The organism is Bacillus sp. TH25 (genome assembly GCF_016650935.1).
Taxonomy (GTDB): Bacteria; Bacillota; Bacilli; order Bacillales; family Bacillaceae_G; genus Bacillus_A; species Bacillus_A mycoides.
The window spans coordinates 1-19,513 of sequence record NZ_JAEKEU010000003.1 but is presented as its reverse complement, the minus strand read 5'-3'; the positions used below and the strand labels follow the sequence as shown (position 1 = coordinate 19,513).

At 35.5% G+C, this 19,513-nt stretch carries 19 protein-coding genes and 2 pseudogenes; 4 read left to right on the top strand and 17 right to left on the bottom strand.

What is annotated here, in order from left to right:
- Positions 1-4: 4 nt before the first annotated feature.
- The 3 genes from JFT89_RS01785 to JFT89_RS01775 form a co-directional block, all read right to left on the bottom strand.
- Positions 5-367, bottom strand: coding sequence for a hypothetical protein (locus tag JFT89_RS01785; RefSeq protein ID WP_016095447.1), 363 nt, complete (start codon positions 365-367; stop codon positions 5-7).
- A 273-nt stretch (positions 368-640) separates the two neighbouring features.
- Positions 641-1,012 carry a YxiJ-like family protein gene (locus JFT89_RS01780; protein ID WP_201039402.1) on the bottom strand — a complete coding sequence of 124 codons (372 nt, stop codon included), beginning with the start codon at positions 1,010-1,012 and terminating at the stop codon, positions 641-643.
- 12 nt (positions 1,013-1,024) lie between these two features.
- A complete protein-coding gene (locus tag JFT89_RS01775) occupies positions 1,025-1,876 on the bottom strand; it encodes a patatin-like phospholipase family protein (RefSeq protein ID WP_016095445.1) in 852 nt (283 codons plus the stop codon).
- Between the two features lie 179 nt (positions 1,877-2,055).
- Here JFT89_RS01775 and JFT89_RS01770 point away from each other — a divergent pair, with 179 nt between their 5' ends.
- Positions 2,056-2,433, top strand: coding sequence for a PH domain-containing protein (locus JFT89_RS01770; RefSeq protein WP_002065713.1), 378 nt, complete (start codon positions 2,056-2,058; stop codon positions 2,431-2,433).
- Positions 2,434-2,554: 121 nt separating this feature from the next.
- On the opposite strand, the gene JFT89_RS01765 is transcribed toward JFT89_RS01770, so the two are convergent.
- From JFT89_RS01765 to JFT89_RS01745, 5 genes are all read right to left on the bottom strand, one after another.
- Positions 2,555-3,079, bottom strand: a complete 525-nt coding sequence (locus JFT89_RS01765; RefSeq protein ID WP_016095444.1) for a GNAT family N-acetyltransferase — start codon at positions 3,077-3,079, stop codon at positions 2,555-2,557.
- A complete protein-coding gene (locus tag JFT89_RS01760; protein WP_002065716.1) occupies positions 3,019-3,540 on the bottom strand; it encodes a YfiT family bacillithiol transferase in 522 nt (173 codons plus the stop codon). Before JFT89_RS01760 ends, JFT89_RS01765 begins: the two co-directional genes overlap by 61 nt.
- 21 nt (positions 3,541-3,561) lie before the next feature.
- Positions 3,562-4,083, bottom strand: a complete 522-nt coding sequence (locus tag JFT89_RS01755) for a GNAT family N-acetyltransferase (RefSeq protein WP_002065717.1) — start codon at positions 4,081-4,083, stop codon at positions 3,562-3,564.
- Positions 4,084-4,146: 63 nt separating this feature from the next.
- The gene (locus tag JFT89_RS01750; protein WP_201039401.1) at positions 4,147-5,469 is read right to left on the bottom strand and encodes an NAD(P)/FAD-dependent oxidoreductase; all 1,323 of its coding nucleotides are present in this window, start codon (positions 5,467-5,469) and stop codon (positions 4,147-4,149) included.
- Positions 5,470-5,540: 71 nt separating this feature from the next.
- Positions 5,541-6,320, bottom strand: coding sequence for an undecaprenyl-diphosphate phosphatase (locus tag JFT89_RS01745; protein ID WP_002065719.1), 780 nt, complete (start codon positions 6,318-6,320; stop codon positions 5,541-5,543).
- Positions 6,321-6,452: 132 nt separating this feature from the next.
- Here JFT89_RS01745 and JFT89_RS01740 point away from each other — a divergent pair, with 132 nt between their 5' ends.
- The gene (locus JFT89_RS01740; RefSeq protein ID WP_002136543.1) at positions 6,453-6,659 is read left to right on the top strand and encodes a hypothetical protein; all 207 of its coding nucleotides are present in this window, start codon (positions 6,453-6,455) and stop codon (positions 6,657-6,659) included.
- 48 nt (positions 6,660-6,707) lie between these two features.
- Here JFT89_RS01740 and JFT89_RS01735 read toward each other — a convergent pair whose 3' ends face one another.
- The 7 genes from JFT89_RS01735 to JFT89_RS01705 form a co-directional block, all read right to left on the bottom strand.
- A complete protein-coding gene (locus JFT89_RS01735; protein WP_002013261.1) occupies positions 6,708-7,088 on the bottom strand; it encodes a nucleotide excision repair endonuclease in 381 nt (126 codons plus the stop codon).
- 77 nt (positions 7,089-7,165) lie between these two features.
- Positions 7,166-7,729: a GNAT family N-acetyltransferase gene (locus JFT89_RS01730; RefSeq protein WP_002085337.1), complete on the bottom strand. Its 564-nt coding sequence runs from the start codon at positions 7,727-7,729 to the stop codon at positions 7,166-7,168.
- A 68-nt stretch (positions 7,730-7,797) separates the two neighbouring features.
- Positions 7,798-8,370: a YybS family protein gene (locus tag JFT89_RS01725; protein ID WP_016095443.1), complete on the bottom strand. Its 573-nt coding sequence runs from the start codon at positions 8,368-8,370 to the stop codon at positions 7,798-7,800.
- 198 nt (positions 8,371-8,568) lie between these two features.
- Positions 8,569-9,999: a PQQ-dependent sugar dehydrogenase gene (locus JFT89_RS01720; protein WP_201039400.1), complete on the bottom strand. Its 1,431-nt coding sequence runs from the start codon at positions 9,997-9,999 to the stop codon at positions 8,569-8,571.
- Positions 10,000-10,090: 91 nt separating this feature from the next.
- On the bottom strand, positions 10,091-11,809 hold the full coding sequence (locus JFT89_RS01715) for an alpha-keto acid decarboxylase family protein (RefSeq protein ID WP_016095440.1): 1,719 nt from the start codon (positions 11,807-11,809) through the stop codon (positions 10,091-10,093).
- A 379-nt stretch (positions 11,810-12,188) separates the two neighbouring features.
- Positions 12,189-14,063 carry an ABC transporter ATP-binding protein gene (locus tag JFT89_RS01710; RefSeq protein WP_016095439.1) on the bottom strand — a complete coding sequence of 625 codons (1,875 nt, stop codon included), beginning with the start codon at positions 14,061-14,063 and terminating at the stop codon, positions 12,189-12,191.
- Positions 14,060-16,306 carry an ABC transporter ATP-binding protein gene (locus JFT89_RS01705; protein WP_002065728.1) on the bottom strand — a complete coding sequence of 749 codons (2,247 nt, stop codon included), beginning with the start codon at positions 16,304-16,306 and terminating at the stop codon, positions 14,060-14,062. The genes JFT89_RS01710 and JFT89_RS01705 overlap by 4 nt, the downstream gene beginning before the upstream one ends.
- 340 nt (positions 16,307-16,646) lie before the next feature.
- Between JFT89_RS01705 and pssA the strand changes: the two genes are divergently transcribed.
- Positions 16,647-17,138, top strand: a complete 492-nt coding sequence (gene pssA / locus JFT89_RS01700) for a CDP-diacylglycerol--serine O-phosphatidyltransferase (RefSeq protein ID WP_201039399.1) — start codon at positions 16,647-16,649, stop codon at positions 17,136-17,138.
- Between the two features lie 170 nt (positions 17,139-17,308).
- Here pssA and JFT89_RS01695 read toward each other — a convergent pair whose 3' ends face one another.
- Both JFT89_RS01695 and JFT89_RS01690 read right to left on the bottom strand, forming a co-directional pair.
- The gene (locus JFT89_RS01695) at positions 17,309-18,424 is read right to left on the bottom strand and encodes an NAD(P)/FAD-dependent oxidoreductase (protein WP_016095438.1); all 1,116 of its coding nucleotides are present in this window, start codon (positions 18,422-18,424) and stop codon (positions 17,309-17,311) included.
- A gap of 126 nt (positions 18,425-18,550) precedes the next feature.
- Positions 18,551-18,991, bottom strand: a pseudogene (locus JFT89_RS01690) (YdeI/OmpD-associated family protein); the annotation flags it as partial.
- A gap of 1 nt (position 18,992) precedes the next feature.
- Here JFT89_RS01690 and JFT89_RS01685 point away from each other — a divergent pair.
- Positions 18,993-19,490 (top strand): annotated as a pseudogene (locus JFT89_RS01685) (ArsB/NhaD family transporter); the annotation flags it as partial.
- Positions 19,491-19,513 lie beyond the last annotated feature (23 nt).

Here is a 19,513-nt window from a genome sequence, read left to right as displayed (position 1 = left end):
TAATCTATGTAGTTAAGTTATCAATTGCTTGAATAGAAAGTTCTAATGCTTTAATTCTCCTTGTTAAAAGTGTTCTTTGAGGACTACCATCTTTAGACTTATCATAGGCCCTCTCAATTGATGGGAGCAAACCAGCAAGGACATTACGAGCTTCTGCTAACTCTTCTTGGCTATACCGATGACTTTCTTGATTCCACACGTTCTCTAACACTGCTAGCCCTATACAAACGGCTTTAAGCCTTTTTTTCACTAAGGTAGTATTTGCTCCTTTTTGAGTCATCTGTGAAAAAGCATTTTCAAGTTTACGAATTGTCGATTGTAAAGATTTTATTGATTCCAATTTATCTTTATTTGACACGTTTTCCATGTTAGTGCTGTCCCTTCTGCGTTTCTAATTTATTTTGTTTAATGTTTGATAAAATCGTTAAGAACTTGATTTCACTCGAAATATTTTAACATAAATAACTATATTCAAGCTGGACAATAACTTAAAGGAAAACGGCTACTAAACTTATTCTCCCTCCCTTACATCATTCTATATGTACTTCTTTCTTCTCATTAGAATTCCTATATAAACAAGTTGATTATATTTTATGAACTAAAAAAACGCACAAGCTATTTAATCTGTGCGTCTTCGTCTTTATTCAGTAAGATAGTAAAGTAATAGTTTCTGGGCCTTCTCATAATTCATAAAATCTCTATGCAAAATAGGATACTTCACAATTTCTGTTTCTAGAAAACGATATTGTGGAAACCATTCAAAAAATGATATTCGTAGCCACCTTAATTGTTGAAATGTAATTTTCTCTTCGTTTTTATTAAATACATAACTTAAAGGTCCTGCTGTATGCACCCAATAATAATTTAAATCGGCATTAATACAGTCATCTTCTTTAAATGTGTTTTTATAGTCTTGCTGCAATTTTCGTGTGTCACGATAGGGAAATGGCTTATGCAGAGGACTATGCATTTTCTGCAATTCATTAAAAATAACCTTTTTGCCTAATATCAACTTTCCACCCCTTTATTTTTCTATCCAACTTAATAATTTTTCATAATGATATTGAGCATCTTTATAGCCAAGATTATATAAATTAACTAGCTTTTCTTTATCTCTTTCTATTCCGCTTATAGGAAGTTGTAAGCTAGGCTGAATTACATAAAAATTATCTTTCTGTTCGTTGCCATTCATATAAGTTACGGTTTCATTATAATAACGATAATGTTCTACTAAATGTTCTGCGATTTTCGGATATTTACTATATAAAATTTTAGCCATCCCAGAAAATTTATTACGCTGCTTCTCGTATCCTTCTGGCTTTGTCATTATAACAACGTTTTTTAAATAACCATCATTTTGCGCTTTAAAAACTGGAATAGGATCTATAATCCCTCCATCTAACAATTTTCGATTATCATATTCTACAGCAGGTGCTATAAACGGCACAGAGCTTGATGCACGAATGATTTTTAAAATATCATTTCCATGATCTGTTTTATTATAATAAACAGCCTGTCCTGATTCGCAATCAGTCGTTCCTATGACAAACTGTTCACTTGAGTTTAAGAAAGTTTGAAAATCAAATGGGACAATTTTATTAGGTACTTCATCAAATAAAAAGTCCATCCCAAATAATTCACGTTTTCGAATCAAGTTTCGATAAGATATATACCTGTGATCTGATACTAACTCTGTATTCACTTTCTTATTTCTCCCTTTTTGACGTGACAAATAGGTTGCTCCCATACACGCTCCGGCGGATACACCGACTACATACGGAAAGAATAAGTCCCTTTCCATAAAATATTCGAGTACTCCTGCAGTATATAATCCTTTCATTCCGCCGCCTTCTAATACTAAACCGATATTTTTCATGCTATATCCCTCTGCTTCTGTTTTCTTACTTACATGTTAGCACAAGATTTTAGGATGAGGTTATATAAAATAATTGCACTAAGCAGAAAAAACTATAGATGCAATGTCATAATGTATTTAGGCATAGCGTGTTACAATATAAGAAACTCATTCCACATATTATAAAGGAGGAATTTCATATGGGTTTATTTAGTGGTATTTTAGGAAATGCATCAAGTGCGAGTACAGAAAGCGTTGAACGTGATTTAGAAAAGATTATGCTAGACGATGAGAAAGTTGAGCATGCTTATAAATTAATTCGTGATTTAATCGTATTTACAAATCGTCGTCTTATTTTAGTAGATAAACAAGGAATATCAGGTAAAAAAACAGAGTATCATTCTATTCCTTATAAAAGCATTACACAATTTAGCATTGAAACAGCTGGGCATTTTGATTTAGATGCAGAGCTTAAAATTTGGGTATCTAGTATGGATGATCCAATTACGAAAGAATTTAAAGGTGACGATAGTATTTTAAGCATTCAAAAAGCATTAGTAACATATACGACAAAATAACACATTTTTGTATATTTATTCACTTTCAAAATTACTAACCCGAACTTATTGGAAGAATATACATTAATTTTGTATATTTAATCTTAAATAACATAAAAAGGTAAAGCATTTAAAATGTGCTTTACCTTTCTTTTTTATAATAAATTAAAGTTGCTTTATCATTTAATTTCTTTTTAAATTCCGTTCTTATATATCCCATCTTTTCGTATAGAAAACAATTTCGCTCTTCCTCTAAAATTGTAGCAAGCTCCAAAGTCGTTATTTCCGGAAACATCTCCTCGATTAAAATTAATACTTTTTGAGCAATTCCGTTCCCTTGATAGTTTGGAATAATAAACATCGGACTTATCCAAAATTTAGATGCCCCTTCTTTACGTGATATACATATCGCGCCGACAAGATTCGTATTTACGAAAATTTTATAAAATCCACCGTCCAGATTATTTATTCTTGAAATCGTTCTTTCAATACGTTCATTTGCCGGACTTGTTTCATAGTCCTTATACTTTTCTAATAATGAACTAAATGATTCTACTTGCATTTGAAATATAATCTCTGCATCAATTTCTGTCGCCTTCTCTAATGTTACCAATTTAAACGCTCTCTTAAAGAAGTAATATGAGCTGTATGATGACGACCATGCCATGCATATAGTCCAATTGCAGCAGCAAGTTTTGTTTCTCCTGATTCAGGATGATTAAATGTCTTTTCTAAATCTGCCGGTTCTAAAGAATATAATAAGTTAACCCATCTTTTATGTAATGAATCTAGCATTACAAGTGAAACATCTACTGGTAATTTCGAGTCAGGTAGCTCTGCCCATTTTTCTTCTTTGTACGGTTTAATAGTTGGATTCTTTTCTGTCAGTGCTAATTTAAAGCGTATGTAGCTATTCATATGACTATCAACAACATGATGAACAACTTGGCGAACAGTCCATCCACCAACGCGATACGGTGTATCTAACTGCTTCTGATCTAAATCTTTTATCGCTCTTGCTAATTCATTAGGTAAATCCTCTATTTCTTGAATCCATTTATCAATTATTTCTTCTGTAATAGTGCCTACGTAAGTAAATTGGCCTATTGGATAACGTAAATCCTTCATGTACATGTCCCCCTATCATTTTTAATTCTTAGTAGTCCTCCAAATATAATGTACGAAATTTACGTTTTCCCCGTTTAAATCTACAGTAGTTGTATCCGCTTCCTTTTCACGAGAAAACCCGCTCTTTTCTAATACAATTTGTGAAGCTATGTTATTTGTTGTTGTCATAGCATGTATTTCATTAATTTCATAGACTCTTGCTTGAGCCAAAATCAATTTTACAGATGATGCTGCAACTCCTTTTTTTGTAAAATCCTCTCCAACTCGGTAGCCTAACGACCCAATTCGTTTTTCCTTATCTACATCAACTAAATTGATACGTCCTACAATTTCTTTTTCTGTATTACGTATGAGATGAAAATAAGAAATCCCCTCAGTTTGTTCTTTTAATAGTTCGTCAAGTTGCTTTTGAAAGTATTCATACACGTAATAATTAGAGCCACGACTTGGTACCATTGTTTCAAAAAATGATTTGTTCGTGAGTTCAAAGTTAAATAAATCTTCAGCGTCTTGTTTCTTTAATTGTTCTATGTATATTTTCATCTCGCTTACTCCTTCTATATCTACTAACTGTTATATATTCTTTTTTAACCAATTATTTTCCTGCTATTTCTTTCGCATCAGTAATACAGCAAGTAGCACTTTCGGATGAAATAGGTGAAATGGACTACGAATTAAATTCATCACTCTTACTAATCGAATATAAACTTCAGAGTCACTTGCAGATAGTTGATATATTTGTTTCGTATACCATAGCTGAAATTTTTGCTTTATTGTTAATTCTCTTTTTAGCTGAGGATGACGTGATATTTCCGTTGTAGTCATTTCCCAAGGAGTTTGTATGATGTTCGTAGCCTTCTTATAAAACTGTTGTGTAAATGTTTTATCGAGACCTTTTCTATCTTGTAGTAGTAATTGCAACTGGTAAGCTTCCATAGCCGCAACTGAAACTCCCTGACCGAAAACGGGATCAAAACGACATTGTGCATCTCCGACTACTAACAAACCTTCTGGTAAATGATTAACTAAATCAAATCGCCGACGTACTTGATAAGGAATTTTGTATGTCTTTATATCAGTAATTCCCTCAGCTTTGTTTAGAAAATCTGTCACATTAGGGATTGATAGATTTTCAGCGAAATCATAAAACTCATCATCTGTTTGTGGTGCGTTCTCATTTGCGTATCCGCTGAAAGTAACAAAATAACGATTATCCTCAATCGTTTGAATAAGAACACCATACGGATTGTCAGGGAAACTTGGAGACATTAGCATATTACAGCAGTCTAATTTCTCATTTTCTTTGAGTTTAAACATTTTAGTTGCGTAAAATAAATCAATACGCACTTTCTCTTCTTGCACTTCGATATTGTATTCACGTAACCACGCTATACTTTTTGAACCGAATCCACTCGCATCAACAACAATATCTGCTTGAATTTCTTCTTGCGTGCCAGTCTCTAAACATTTAGCTTTTACTCCACATACTTTGTTAAGCTTTCCATCTACTAATAACCCTTCAACCAATGTTCCAAATTTAATGATAACATTTGAAATTTGAGCAATTCTTTTTTGAATATGCCATTCAAGCAAAAGCCTACTTTGTTGAATCATATGCACTTCTCCTATGAATGGCTGTTTCCATAAACCAAATTGATGCCATTTTAAATCACGAGTAAAGTTATTTACGATGCTGCCTGCTTCTATTAATTCATTAGTAATAGTAGGAAACAATTCCTCGATTGCATTTTCTCCGCCTTTTAATAACACATGAGGATGATTACTTTGTGGAACTCTTTTTCTCAAAGCTTTTCCATCCCATCTTTCGCCGACTTCTATAATGATTACTTCTTTAAAAGAAGCTGATAATGCTTTTGCTGCGAGTTTTCCTGCTATACTTCCGCCAATAACGATAGCCTTATTAAACATATTTTCCCCCTTAATGAAAAAAGATCCTGCCTTGTATGAATGAAACAGGATCTAAACGAAGAATTACTAAATTAAAACACATGAGTAAATTGCAACGTTAAAATTAAAATACCTAATCCCCATACGTAATACGCGAATACTTTTAAGGAGTGACGTTTTAAATATTGAATCATCCATGAAACTGCTATGTAACCAAAGAACGCTGCTGATAACGTGCCGACAATTAAAGATGTACTAGAAATAGATTCTGCTTTCCCTTGATAAACATCTACAAATTGCAAAATGATAGCTCCAACAATGGCTGGAGTTGATAATAAAAAAGAAAAGTAAGCAGCCGTTTCACGGTCTAGCTTCCTCCATAATGCAGCGACGATTGTCATACCAGAACGGGAAATTGCCGGAAAAATAGCAGCCGCTTGAAATGAACCGATGATAAATGCATCTTTATATGTAATGTCATCCATTTTTTTACGACCATTTTTTTGTTTATCGGCCATGTAGAGAAAGAAACCTGTCACTAAAAACTCCCATCCAATGGTAATACCTGTTTTTGAAATATCTTCAAAGAAGTCTTTAAATAACAATCCGATTACAACTGCAGGTATCGTCCCAACAATAAGTAATAACATTAGTTTTGAAAATGGATTTTTAATTAAGTATATAAATTCTTTTTTGTAATAAATAAACACTGCAAGCAAAGTCCCGATATGCAGCATCGTATCTAAAAATAATCCAGCTTCATCTAATTGAAACAAATGCCTTCCTAAATAAAGATGTCCTGTACTACTAATCGGTAAAAACTCTGTTAAACCTTGTATTATCCCTAATATAAAAGCTTCTAACCAATTCATGATGGTCCCCTTTCTCGTTTGCTTGTACCAATATATGAAGGTTCAATTTTCGATATGAAAAAAACTATTTTTCTCTATGAATTTACTTTTATTTCATGGATATATATGTAAAAAGGAGTAAGGAGGGTTACTATGTGGCAACATACGAAATTCGGCAATGTATTACTGTGGGCAGGACCTATCCTTGTGTTTATAGGGTTATGTATGACAAATGTTATTTCAGATATTCCTTTTTTTGAAGGAAAACATAAAACGCTTGGAATTATAATTTTATTTATAGGGCTTTTCTGTTTAATTGCTGCTAATCATTTTAAAAAAGGAGAAAGAAATGAAGAATGAAACACAAAAAAACAATCCTAGTATATGTGCTAGGATTGTTTTTTTTACTTATTTATAAAACACTTTATCAACGTTATATTTCGCTTTGTACTTATTAATGATGTATGTTTCGTAAATTTCTCTTTCAGTTGGATCTTCTACGATACATGCATCGATACGGTATACTTCATCACGATTATTTTTGATTGGTGAAACATTATCTTCAAAATGCTTTTTAATACGTTGTCTAATTTTACGAGCTTTACCTACGAAAAGAAGTTCGTCATTAATATTGTAAAACATAAAAATGCCGCCTTTATCTCTAGGGAACAAGTGGAAATCGATAAAACCGTTAATTGGAGTAATTAATGGCTCGTCTCCTTTAATAACTTGGTTACGTTCAGTAATTGAAACATCAGCTTCAGGAATATTAATTTTAATCAAGTTCATTCACGTCCTCTTTTATTATAAAGATAAATAATAGCATAAGTATGTAAGAAAAGCTATGTTAAGAGAGATATTTCATTTTATAATTCAAATATTATAGGTATATCATGTAAACTTTTTCTCCAAATCATATGATCGTTTGATTCGCCCCAATAATCCTTCAGCATATAACTAGGTTTTCCAAACTTTTTTGTCCATATACTTTGTGCTTTTTTGTATCCACTATCTAAACAGCATTCGATTATTCCTCTGCTAAGTAATGTAAGATACATTGTATTTAGTAGTAAACTCCCTATACCTTTTCTTTGATACTCCGGAAGTATAAATACAGTTCCTATTTCATACAAATCCTTAAGTGCACCGTCTGTACAACTATTAATCAATGTACTTGCTGGACCGATTTCAATCGTTCCAATGATTTTATCGTTACTTGTATCTATTGCTAATAAAAAGTAACGACTTTCTCCATTACTATCAAAATCATTTTTCAAATATTGCTTTTTCGTGTTAATTTCATTTTCTATGTCATCTAATAATTGGGATAACCCTTCATTTTTATATGTATTCGTAATAACTATACGAAAAAACAAGTATAGTTCATCTATATCATCCGAATTCGGCCTTCTAATTTCAACGTTATACATGGCTTACATCTCCAATCTTTGAAAATATATGAAAAAGTGTATTCGTTCAAAAAGATTTTATACAATTGTTAAGACCATACTTTATATACTCTATTCATTATTATTCTACACAGCTCTGCATAGATCCAGCAGTATAGAAAACTCAGTATAAATATTAATGTAATAACTTTTATATCCATAATTGTATGAACAGTAGGACCAAGTACTGGAAAGCGGAATATATCGAGAACGATCATAATTCCTATAAGTAGACATAATGCTGAAAAGGAAACTATCCAAATCCTCTTCTTGAATTGTAAAAAGGATACTCCTAACGCTATACCTAATAATCCTGTAGTAAAGGGAAAGACAATTAGTTCACTTGGCTCAATAATGAATAGTAGGAAAATAGTAAGAATATAAGAAAGTACTCCCTCACGAATAGAATAACAAATAGCTAGAAAAATCGGTAGCGTCGCGAAAGGACTAATAAATAACCCAATTCCAGGGATTAAGTTCCCAGCAGATTGAAAAATAGCAGCAAATGAACCGAGTAATGCTGTAATGACTAACCTACTTGCAGGCGTCACCTTTCTTTTATGAACAAAATTCGCATCCTGCTCTATCATCCATTGATACCAATAACATCTAAAGCGATTCATCAAATTCCCCCCTAAAGAGACCTAATTCACCACTTTTTATTTTTATTCAAATACTTATTGGTTATGTTTTACTTTCTGCTTGTTAGGAATCACTATACAATAGATGTTTATCCATAGAAGGTTTTTTAAGAGGCGCTAAGTCGTGCGTTTGAAAAAGTATGAATTCCATATATTTTTAGACTAAGAGTTTATACCGTATCATGGAACAATTTCAAAAATAGTACCTTTGTTAAAATCCGTTACTTTCATAGATCCATAAACCCCTAAATATAATCTAGTTTGATCTCCGTTTGTTCCCAAGCTCATATAATAAGCTGCTTGAGCACCAAAATCATAATTGGTTTCAATAACATGAAAATCATTACGTTTCCCGTCTAGAGCTGCTCTAGTAAAAGCTAACACTCCCTTTACTGGAGATTGAAATTCTTCTTTCTTAGCAAGATCAGTAAACACGATACTACCAGTTAAACTAGGAATTGTAGTTCCCATATATGGTTGTACTCCTGTAAGTGAGGTTCCTCCAAACTTATCTGCTCTGGAATCTTTATGAAAATAACTAATTAGGGGCTGTATGCGCCTCACTGATGTTTCTATTGTTTCATTATAATAAGCCATTGTTCTCTCATCCAAAGTAGGATTTTCAGAACAGTGCCTTATAAAAGAAGTAGGAAATTCTCCTTCCCATCCTCGCCAACCAAAATTAATAAATCCATCTTGATTGGGAGTGGATCTCATTAAATACGTTTGAACAAGTTCGGTAACCGGTATGGGTTTATAATGAACAAACGAAAAAATAGACTCTACAATATCCTGCCCGACATTTCCAGCATATTTGATATACTGATTATAAAACCTTTGAAATGAAATACCTGTTATATTCCGAACTCCTTTCGCAATTACTGTAAGTGTTTCTTGTATAGATAAAGGAAACTCATTAAAGCGTGTAACTACTGGAGGGTTATTTATGAATGTATTTTTACTTACATCAATTTCAATTATTTTACCCGCTATTTCTAAATCATCCTGGCTTAAATTAAATGGATCATAACCCGATCCACCATCTCCATTTGTAAAAACAAGTTTTCCACTCTCAGGTGAAAAGTTTAAACTATTGACTCCGTTATGATTAAAAAAGGGCCTTCTTATGTTAAGTAATGTCCGTCGTTTTTGAGGTTGACTATGTGATTGTAAAATCCATTCCTCAACCGTATCAATATGATCATATTGAGTATCCCTATTTATCCACTTTAAGTTTAAAGTTTTCGGATCACACGGATTAGGTTTAAAAGGTTCAGAAAGGGCACCCGGACCTTGAGTGCCAGCTACTGAATAATGAAGGTAAAATAAACCGTTTTGATAAAATTGTGGATGAAACGCTAGTCCTAGCAATCCGCGTTCATCATAACCGCTACTAGAGACACCTTCTTCAAACGTGCCTAATTTGATAATTCGCGGGCGAATATCTAAAAAAGTCCTTATAACTCCGTCTCTTATGTAAAAGATTTCTCCTACCTGGGTTGCAATAAATAACCTTTCAATTGAGTCACCTGGTAGTATAGTTGTTTTCAAAACAGTAGGTAAATTGAACTTACTTGCAATGGGTCGTAAACTAACCTTAACTTTTGTCAACTTACTTTACACCCCTTTAATTGCGTTTTATTAAAAGAATATGATTAGAACTGTTCAAATAGTATCCAATTAGGGACTAGGGAATTGGATACTATTTCTGACCGCGCTGCATTTCCTGATTCTCCATATAACTACGCATCCGTCGCATATATTCAGGTGCGTCCATCGAATTCCCTGCGATCATTTCAATTATACAGAGTCTTTCGGCGCTTTCCTTTTCAGCATGGATTATAGCCTGATCAAGCTCTCCATAGGTCCGGACCGTAACGGTAAACGCGTTACCTCCAAAAGCTTCGGCCAGCTTGGTGTAAGACCATCGAGGGATTTCGTTGTACTTTTGATCCTCTGTTTTGACATTTAAATATCTCTCGATTGTATAACCATCGTTGTTCAAAACAAAGATTATGGGCTTGCAGCCGTAATAGAGCATAGAACTGATTTCCTGTGCCGTTAGCTGCAAGGCACCGTCACCTGTAAACACCAGTACTCGGCGTTCCGGCGCGGCCATAATAGCACCAAACGCCGAAGGGATTGCGTAACCGATGGACTGCCATCCACCTTGTCCAATATATGTTACATTGCCCGGCAGTCTTACCTCTCCCATTCCATAATAGAACGTTCCGGTCTCGGCGATTACAATATCACCCTCTTTCAGCATACGCTGAAAACGCGGATAATAGCCGTCAGCCATTAGAGGTCCGTCGGCAGTAGTTGTGAATTGCTCATAAGGGAATGACAATTTTTTTGTCAAACTTTTGCCTGTATAACTCAACTTCTGCACAGCAAGTAGCATGTCGGCTGCAAGAACATTCGGATATTCCGCCTCAGCGATTTTAACTATATCTGGTTGAATATTGACAGTTATTAGTGGGTTCAGCTTTGCGGTAAAACTTGCGGTGTTTGTATCCGCCCATACCATACCAATCGCAATGATACAATCTGCATTCTCCACTGTACTTTGGACTTCAGTCCTCCCGAAAGAGCCTAAATACATTCCTATATAATTTGGATGGTTCTCGTCGAATCCGCCCTTCCCGTAAATCATCGTTACAACAGGCACATTCATTGCATCGGCTAGCTGCTGAGTCGCTGTCTGAAGGCCGAATCGCATCGTTTTCACATCCACCAAGATAACTGGTCGGTGGGAACGTTCCAAAAGCGGACGGACATGATTCACTGCAGCCTGAAGGGTATTCGGGTTGGATGTTGGACGTGGTGGTGCCGGTTCTGCCCAGACTTTAATCGGCTTGGTCACTAAATCATTAGCCACAACCAGGTATACCGGCTTTTTCTTTTCCTTAGCAATGCGAATCGCAGTCTGAATCTCAATCTTGGCATTTTCTGGTGTAAGCACGGCAGTATAAGCCGTTATCTGCTCATACACCTTGCGAAAGATGTCAAAATTTCCATCCATTAAGGTGTGGTGCATCAGCTTATGCTCTTTTTGATCCTTCTCAGGAGGGGCACCCACAATGTGTATTATTGGCACATGCTCGCTGTTGGCTCCCGCTATCGCATTGCATGCGCTGAGCTCCCCGACTCCAAATGTCGTAATAAGAGCCGATATTCCTTTGATTCTTGCATAGCCATCTGCAGCGTAGCCCGAGTTTAGTTCATTTCGTCCTTCTATAAAACGGATGCCGTTATAACACTCCAAAGTATCAAGAAGTGTAAAATTATAGTCCCCTGCCACACCAAAAATTTCGGTAATGCCCTCGAGTTTCAGGCAATCGAACAAATACTGGCCAACCGTTTTTTGAGCAGGTCCCCTTTGTAAACCAAAGTTGCCCGAATTAATCATTTTATCCATCGCTTGCTCACTCCTTATCTATTTCTTTGGTTTGTTCTATTTTATAGTACCCTTTTTGATAATTCCCTTTAATTAAACCGGTTATCCGTTGTGCAACAATTAATCGGGAAGAAATGCTCCTTATCTTTGGAGATATTCATAAAACAAGAGAAGGAGGAGAAACACTAAAACATTACAAGAATGTATTAATTAATCTTCTAATGTTCTTTTTAAATTGTTTCCCTTTAAAACATCCCATTTATCATGCTCCTCACTCTGTTTTGCAAAAGTCTAGCTTACTTTTAAAAACTTTGTAACAGAACCTTAAAAATAATAAAAACCCACGAAGAAAATGCATTTTCTTCGTGGGTTTAGTTATTTAAATGGACTTTCACCTAACTCAAGAAGCATCCGCACCTTCAAACTGACTATTATAAAGCGAAGCATAGAAACCATCAGCTTTCAATAACTCTTCATGATTACCTTGTTCTACAATATCTCCGTCTTTCATGACAAGGATTAAATCTGCATCACGTATTGTTGATAATCTATGAGCGATAATGAAGCTTGTTCTACCTTCCATAAGGTTTTCCATCGCTTTTTGAATCAGTACTTCTGTACGAGTGTCAATGGAGCTTGTTGCTTCATCGAGTATTAATATTTTCGGATCTGCAATAAGGGCGCGGGCAATTGTTAGTAGTTGCTTTTGTCCTTGGGATACGTTGCTTGCTTCTTCGTTTAGTTCCATTTGATATTTATTTGGTAATGTTTTTACGAAGTTGTGAACGTGAGCTGCTTTCGCTGCTTCAATTACTTCTTCGTCTGTAGCATCGAGTCTACCGTAACGTATATTTTCCATGATGGAGCCGTTAAATAGCCAAGTGTCTTGAAGTACCATACCAAACATGTTGCGCAAGTCTTCTCGCGTGAAGTCTTTTATATCGTGACCGTCGATACATATTGCACCGCTGTTTATGTCATAGAAACGCATTAACAGTTTTACAATCGTTGTTTTACCAGCTCCGGTTGGTCCGACGATTGCTACTTTTTGTCCAGGTTTAATGTTAGATGAGAAATTATTGATGATGATCTTATCTGGATTGTATCCAAATTGAACATCTTGGAAGGTAACTTCTCCTTGAACTTTTTGCAGCTTCACTGGATTTTCTGTTTCTGGCACTTCCTCTTCTTCTTCTAAAAATTCGAAGACTCTTTCTGCAGCAGCTGCAGTAGATTGAAGTACGTTCGCGATTTGTGCTACTTGAGCGATTGGTTGCGTAAAGCTTCTAACATATTGCACAAAGGCTAAAATGTCTCCAACTGCGATGGTTCTCTTTACCGCAAGCCACCCACCTAAAATAGATACAGCGACGTAACCGATATTACCGATAAATGTCATAATCGGCATCATCATTCCAGATAAAAATTGAGATTTCCATGCGGAATGGTAAAGGGTATCATTTACCTTTTCGAATTTTTTTACTTCTTCTTCTTCTTTGTTGAAGGCTTTTACGATATTGTGACCACTATAAATTTCTTCGACCTGACCGTTTACGTGTCCTAAATATTCTTGCTGGGATTTGAAGTATTTTTGTGATCGTTTTACGACTGCCATGATGAGAATCATCGATACTGGCAATATTAAAAGCGCCACTAATGTCATTTGCCAGCTGATTGATAACATCATGATAAGTACACCGATGATTGTAATAACGGATGTGATGATTTGCGACATACTTTGGTTTAAAGTTTGGCTCACCGTATCTACGTCATTTGTAATTCTCGATAATACTTCGCCGTGCGTTGTTTTATCAAAGTATTTCAGCGGCATACGGTTAATTTTTTCATCGATTTCTTTTCTGAAGTTATAAGATACTTTTTGAGCTACTCCAGAAATAATGTACCCCTGGATAATACCAAACACAGTGCTCAGTATATATAATCCAAGGAGTAAAATGACAATGTTTCCGATATAGGTAAAGTCAATGGCCGCACCGGGTGCTCCTGATACTTTGCTTACGAGTCCTTCGAAAAGTTTTGTTGTCGCGTTTCCTAAAATTTTTGGACCAACGATTGTAAAGGCTGCACTGCCGATTGCGAAAAGGATAACGATTAAGATTGATAATTTATAGGGCTTCAAGTATTGAAGGAGTTTATTCATCGTTCCTTTGAAGTTTTTTGCTTTCTCAATCTTTCTCATGCCGCCGCCCATAGGACCGCCACCGCCAGGACCAGGGCCGCTTTGTTTTCTATTTTCTATTTTTCTATCACTCATGATGACAACTCCTCTCTTGAAAGTTGTGATAAAGCAATTTGCTTATAAACTTCACAGTTTTCCATAAGCTCTTCATGAGTACCAGTTCCAATTATTTTTCCTTCGTCAAGTACAATAATCTTATCGGCATTCATGATTGTACTGATTCTTTGGGCAATAAGTAAAATAGTACTTCCTGTAATCTCATTGTTTAAAGCTCTGCGCAATGCTGCGTCTGTCTTAAAGTCAAGAGCTGAGAAACTATCATCGAATATGAAGATTTCCGATTTTTTCGTAAGAGCACGCGCAATAGAAAGTCTTTGTTTTTGACCACCGGAAACGTTCGTACCACCTTGTGATATTTCTGTACGGAAGCTTTCAGGTTTCGCGTTAATAAACTCCATAGCTTGCGCGATTTCCGCCGCTTTTTCGAGTTCTTCTTCAGTTGCTTCTTTTTTACCATATTTCAAATTACTCTCGATTGTACCTGAGAAGAGAACTCCTTTTTGCGGTACATAACCAATTTTCTCTCTTAATTCCTTCTGAGATACTTCTCTAATATCCGTGCCATCTATTAATATTTGGCCGCTTGTGACATCGTAAAAGCGTGGAATTAAGTTGATTAATGTTGATTTACCACTACCTGTACTTCCGATGAAAGCTGTCGTTTCACCAGGTTTTGCAGTAAAGGTGATATTGGAAAGCACATCTTCTTCTGCACCTGGGTATCTAAAGCCAACATTTTTAAATTCAACGTAACCTTTCTTGTCTGAAGCAAATGTTTTCGGCTCTTTTACATCACTAATGGTAATGTCAGTATCTAAAACTTCTGCGATACGTTGTGCGGAAACTGAAGCACGTGGAACCATAATAGATACCATTGAAATCATTAAGAAGGCCATGATGATTTGCATTGTATATTGCATAAATGCCATCAAATCACCAACTTGCATATGTCCCATATCCACTTGGTGTGATCCAACCCAAATAATAAGTACAGTAACGGCATTCATGATAAACATCATCATTGGCATCATAAATGACATTAAACGGCTTACAAATAAATTTGTTTTTGTTAAATCTTGATTTCCTTTTTCAAATTTCTTTTCTTCATGTTTTTGAGTATTAAAAGCACGAATAACGAGCATACCGGTTAAAGATTCACGAGTGATTAAGTTAATTTTATCTACTAACTTTTGGATACGCTTAAACTTAGGAATCGCGATGCTAAATAAACCAATGACTAGGCTTAAAATCGCAATTACCGCAACTGCGATAATCCATCCCATTGAAAGGTCTGTAGTAAGTACTTTAATAATGCCGCCGATACCTAAAATTGGTGCATAGAATACAATGCGAAGCATCATAACCATAAGTGTTTGAACTTGTTGGATATCATTTGTACTTCTTGTGATTAGAGATGCAGTGGAAAACTTATCAAACTCCGCATTCGAGAAGTTTGTAACTTTCCGGAATACTTTCTTTCTAAGGTCTCTGCCGAGTCCTGCAGCTACTTTTGCAGCAAGTAAACTCACGATAACGGTAGCTGCCATACTTACTAAGGATAAAAGTAGCATTTTCCCGCCGGAAGTAAGAATAAAATTAGATTGAAGTTTATCAATATTGATACCGATTTTCTTATACTCATTCTCAATGTATGAAACAGCTGATTGTGTTACCATGCTACCTGGCATATTCTTAAACTTTTCATCTGCCTTTTCTTTCATTGCATTGATTTGATCTTGAGGAAGTTTCGCAATGATTGCAAAAGGATCTGTATTTGGCGGCAGCTTCGCTGGTGTGTTGTTGTCACCTGTCGCAGCAGGAGAGAAAGCAGATGAGCCACCTTTTTCAATTCCTTGTGTAATTAACATTGGTTTCCCAAAGATATCGTTAAGTTCGTTAATTATTTTTTTATCTTCTGTATGTAGCTTATAAAGTGGCTCTTTATCAAGCTGCGGATAATCTTTTAAGTCATTTTTCAATTCACTTTGAGAGAGGTTGTTCTTATCTAAAAGCACATAGTTGTCAGCTACTTTTTTCTTCTCATTTTCATTCATAAAGAGCGTAAGTTTATCCAGTTCACTTTTACGAATAACCTCAGGTACTGCATTTTCTACACCTTTTTGTTGAATCCCTACATTGACAATGTTAGACATGTAGTCTGGCAGTGATAGATCACATACTGCCTGCACAGTTAAAAGACATACAACTGCAATGATGGAAGCAACAAATGGTTTTAAATGTTTAATGATCTTTAACATTTAATTCATCTCTCCATTTTCCTTATCTAATTTTTTTAGTTTTTACTCCGTTTCTCTCCTTTATTCTTCGTATTCTCAGTAATTCATTCTAGCAGCTCTTTACGTATTTTTGGCCACAGATTAATTTTATGACTATATGAAGATATGATGCAACTTTTAGAGAGAATAGACTTAACTTTGATCAAACATGTTTATAAACCAACATAACGTACAGGAAATCGGCTTTTCTCTTGTCGAAATTTACTTAGCATACAATGGTCATATATTTTCAAGAATAACGGAAGAATATATAGAAAATGCTACATAAATGTGAAGTTTGATCAACTTAGGGGGGACAACCTTGTTCAATCAGATAGTAAAAGCTGTACCCAATTTATTTACGATTGGAAATTTATTGTGCGGTGTTTTTTCAATTACCATGAATATGAGTGACTATTTGGAAGTAGCCTCCCTTTTTATTTTCTTTTCAGCTGTTTTAGATCTCCTTGATGGAAGAATTGCGAGAAAATTAAAAGTGAACAGTGAGTTTGGTGTACAATTGGATTCCTTAGCTGATATTGTTAGTTTCGGAGTTGCTCCTGCACTTTTATTTCATTCGATAGCAACACCATCTATTTTAACTTCTTTGGCATTTATCCTTTTCCCAACGATGGGTGCTTTAAGATTAGCTAAATTTAGTGTAAAACCAACCATTGGATATTTTAAGGGATTACCTATTCCAGCTGCTGGATTACCATTGGCCGGTATGGGATTGTTTTCATATAGCAATGCATGGATTACATTAATCCTCGCTCTCTTAATGGTAAGTCCAATTAGGTTTAAAAAATTTTAATTGAGATCACGTATATCGCTTTATTTTGTGGGTTATCTATTTTTTTAGCTTGATAACGATGTGGTGGTACCCCTTGTTTAAAAGAACTCCTACCTCCCAAAATACTTAGTTACGCCCAAATAACATAACAAAAAGATTAGGAAATCACTCCTAATCTTTTTTGTTTATTACTATTCCATTGCCCCAGCAACATCATAATCATTTAAATCTAATTCAATCGGTTGCCCTAACGCAAGTTTCGCAAGTTCAGATCCTAAGTATGGACCTGCTGTTAATCCTGAAGCACCTAATCCGTTCGCAATGAGTATGCCTTCAAAATTAGGTAGTGGTCCAATAACAGGTAAGAACCCTGGTGTAAACGGTCTAAAGCCAACTCTTGTTTCAATCATTTTGCCATCTTCCAAGCCAGGCGCAACTGTTAATGCTTTATGGAATACTTCATGTAAACCACCTGCAGTTACACGGTGGTCAAATCCAGTATCGTTTTCATGTGTTGCACCAATTACGACATGGCCATTGTCAAATGTCAAAATATATTGATCGTTCGGCGGCATAACAACTGGCATATTTTCTGTTGCTGTATTTTCCATTTGTAAATGAACAATTTGTCCTTTTTGGAACGTAACTAAGAAATTAATTCCTAATGGGTTCAAGATTTCATTCGCCCATGCGCCTGCAGTTACCATTACCTTTTCAGCTACAATTGTTTCGTCATTTACTTTAACTCCCGTAATATGATTCCCTTCACGGACTAATACTGCATCACCTTTTATGAAAGTTGCACCATGCTTTTTCGCAGCGCTTATTAATGCGTTGCGTAATAATCTTCCATTTACTCGTGCAGCGCCACTAATATGAACAGAACTATATTCTTCCGATAATGCTGGGAATAATTTTTTCGTTTCTTCAGCTGATAAACGAGTGATTTCACCAATCTCCGGTGCATCTTCACGGCGTTTATACGCTCGCTCTTCCATTTGATCTAGTTTTTTCTCATCAGTATGTAAACTAATTGCACCTACACGGTTGTAACCTGTATCCGTTTCACCGTCTTCTTCTAATTGCTGAATTAACGAAGAATAGTAACGCGCACCGCCTTTAACGATTTTATACCATGCTTTATTACGGCGCTGTGAAAGCCATGGGCATACAATACCCGCTGCTGCATCAGTTGCTTGACCTAACTCTTGACGATCAACAATTGTTACATTTGCACCGGCCTTAGCAAGGTGATAGGCAGTAGATGCCCCTAAAATTCCAGCTCCAACTACAATATACGATTTCATTTCAAACACCTTTTCTCTTTTGCTAATTATTTAAATATAAGAACATATTTTAGTATACTGAAAGCAATCCTTTTTTCAATGTGCTCAACGTAATTAATTGTTGCATCATTGTGACGTTCCTAAACATTATTTTTTCTTCTTACGGAATAATTCAATTGTTTTATAGCCTTGTGAAAGGATTTCAATCATTTTCTCAAGACGTTTATCGCGTGTTTTTTCTTGTTTTACAGAAAATAAATTACGTGCCCAATCTTTTTGATATCCAGGTGTTAAACTTTGATAGAATTTCAACTCAGTCGGATGGTCAGTCAATAGTGTTTCCACATCTTGAATTCGATCAGCATAATCAGCAACACATTGACTCGCTGCAGGTGTTTTCTTCGCTTTTTTCTTTTCACGTTTTAAACCAACAACAGTGAAAACGTCATCCATACTTACCATTCGCGCAAATTTAATTTCACTTTCCCCCACATATCCATCATCTCCAACGTTTAATGCCGGAAACATCTCATCACGGTGAATAAACGTACTGTAACGAGCATTACCTTTTTTCGGATATGCGAAAAACTTACGAACAAACCCAGTCGATATTTTAAAAAAGACACCGTGGCACATTTTAATTTTCGCTTTCTCTATGTATGTAATTATTTACGGGCTTCATAACGCAGGGTTAACAGCGGCACTTGTAAGTTGGCTCGAACCAGTTGTAAGTCAGCATCTACTCTATGCCAGCTTTGCAATGGGCGGACTCGTTTCCCTCCTCTCTAACGTCTTCAATAACCACCCTGCACTTATGATTGGTACAATCACATTAACAGAAATGGGACTAGATCCAGTCACATTAAAAACTATCTATCTCGCAAATATCATCGGTAGTGACATCGGTTCACTATTATTACCAATCGGTACACTAGCTTCCCTCATTTGGATGTATATCTTAAGACAAAACAAAATTAAAGTGAAATGGAAAGATTATTTAAGCGTATCTCTCATCGTAATCCCACTCACAACAGTCGTCACATTATTCCTCTTATACTACTGGGTACAATTATTCTTCACCTTATAGACGACAGAAGCCCCCTTGCTGCC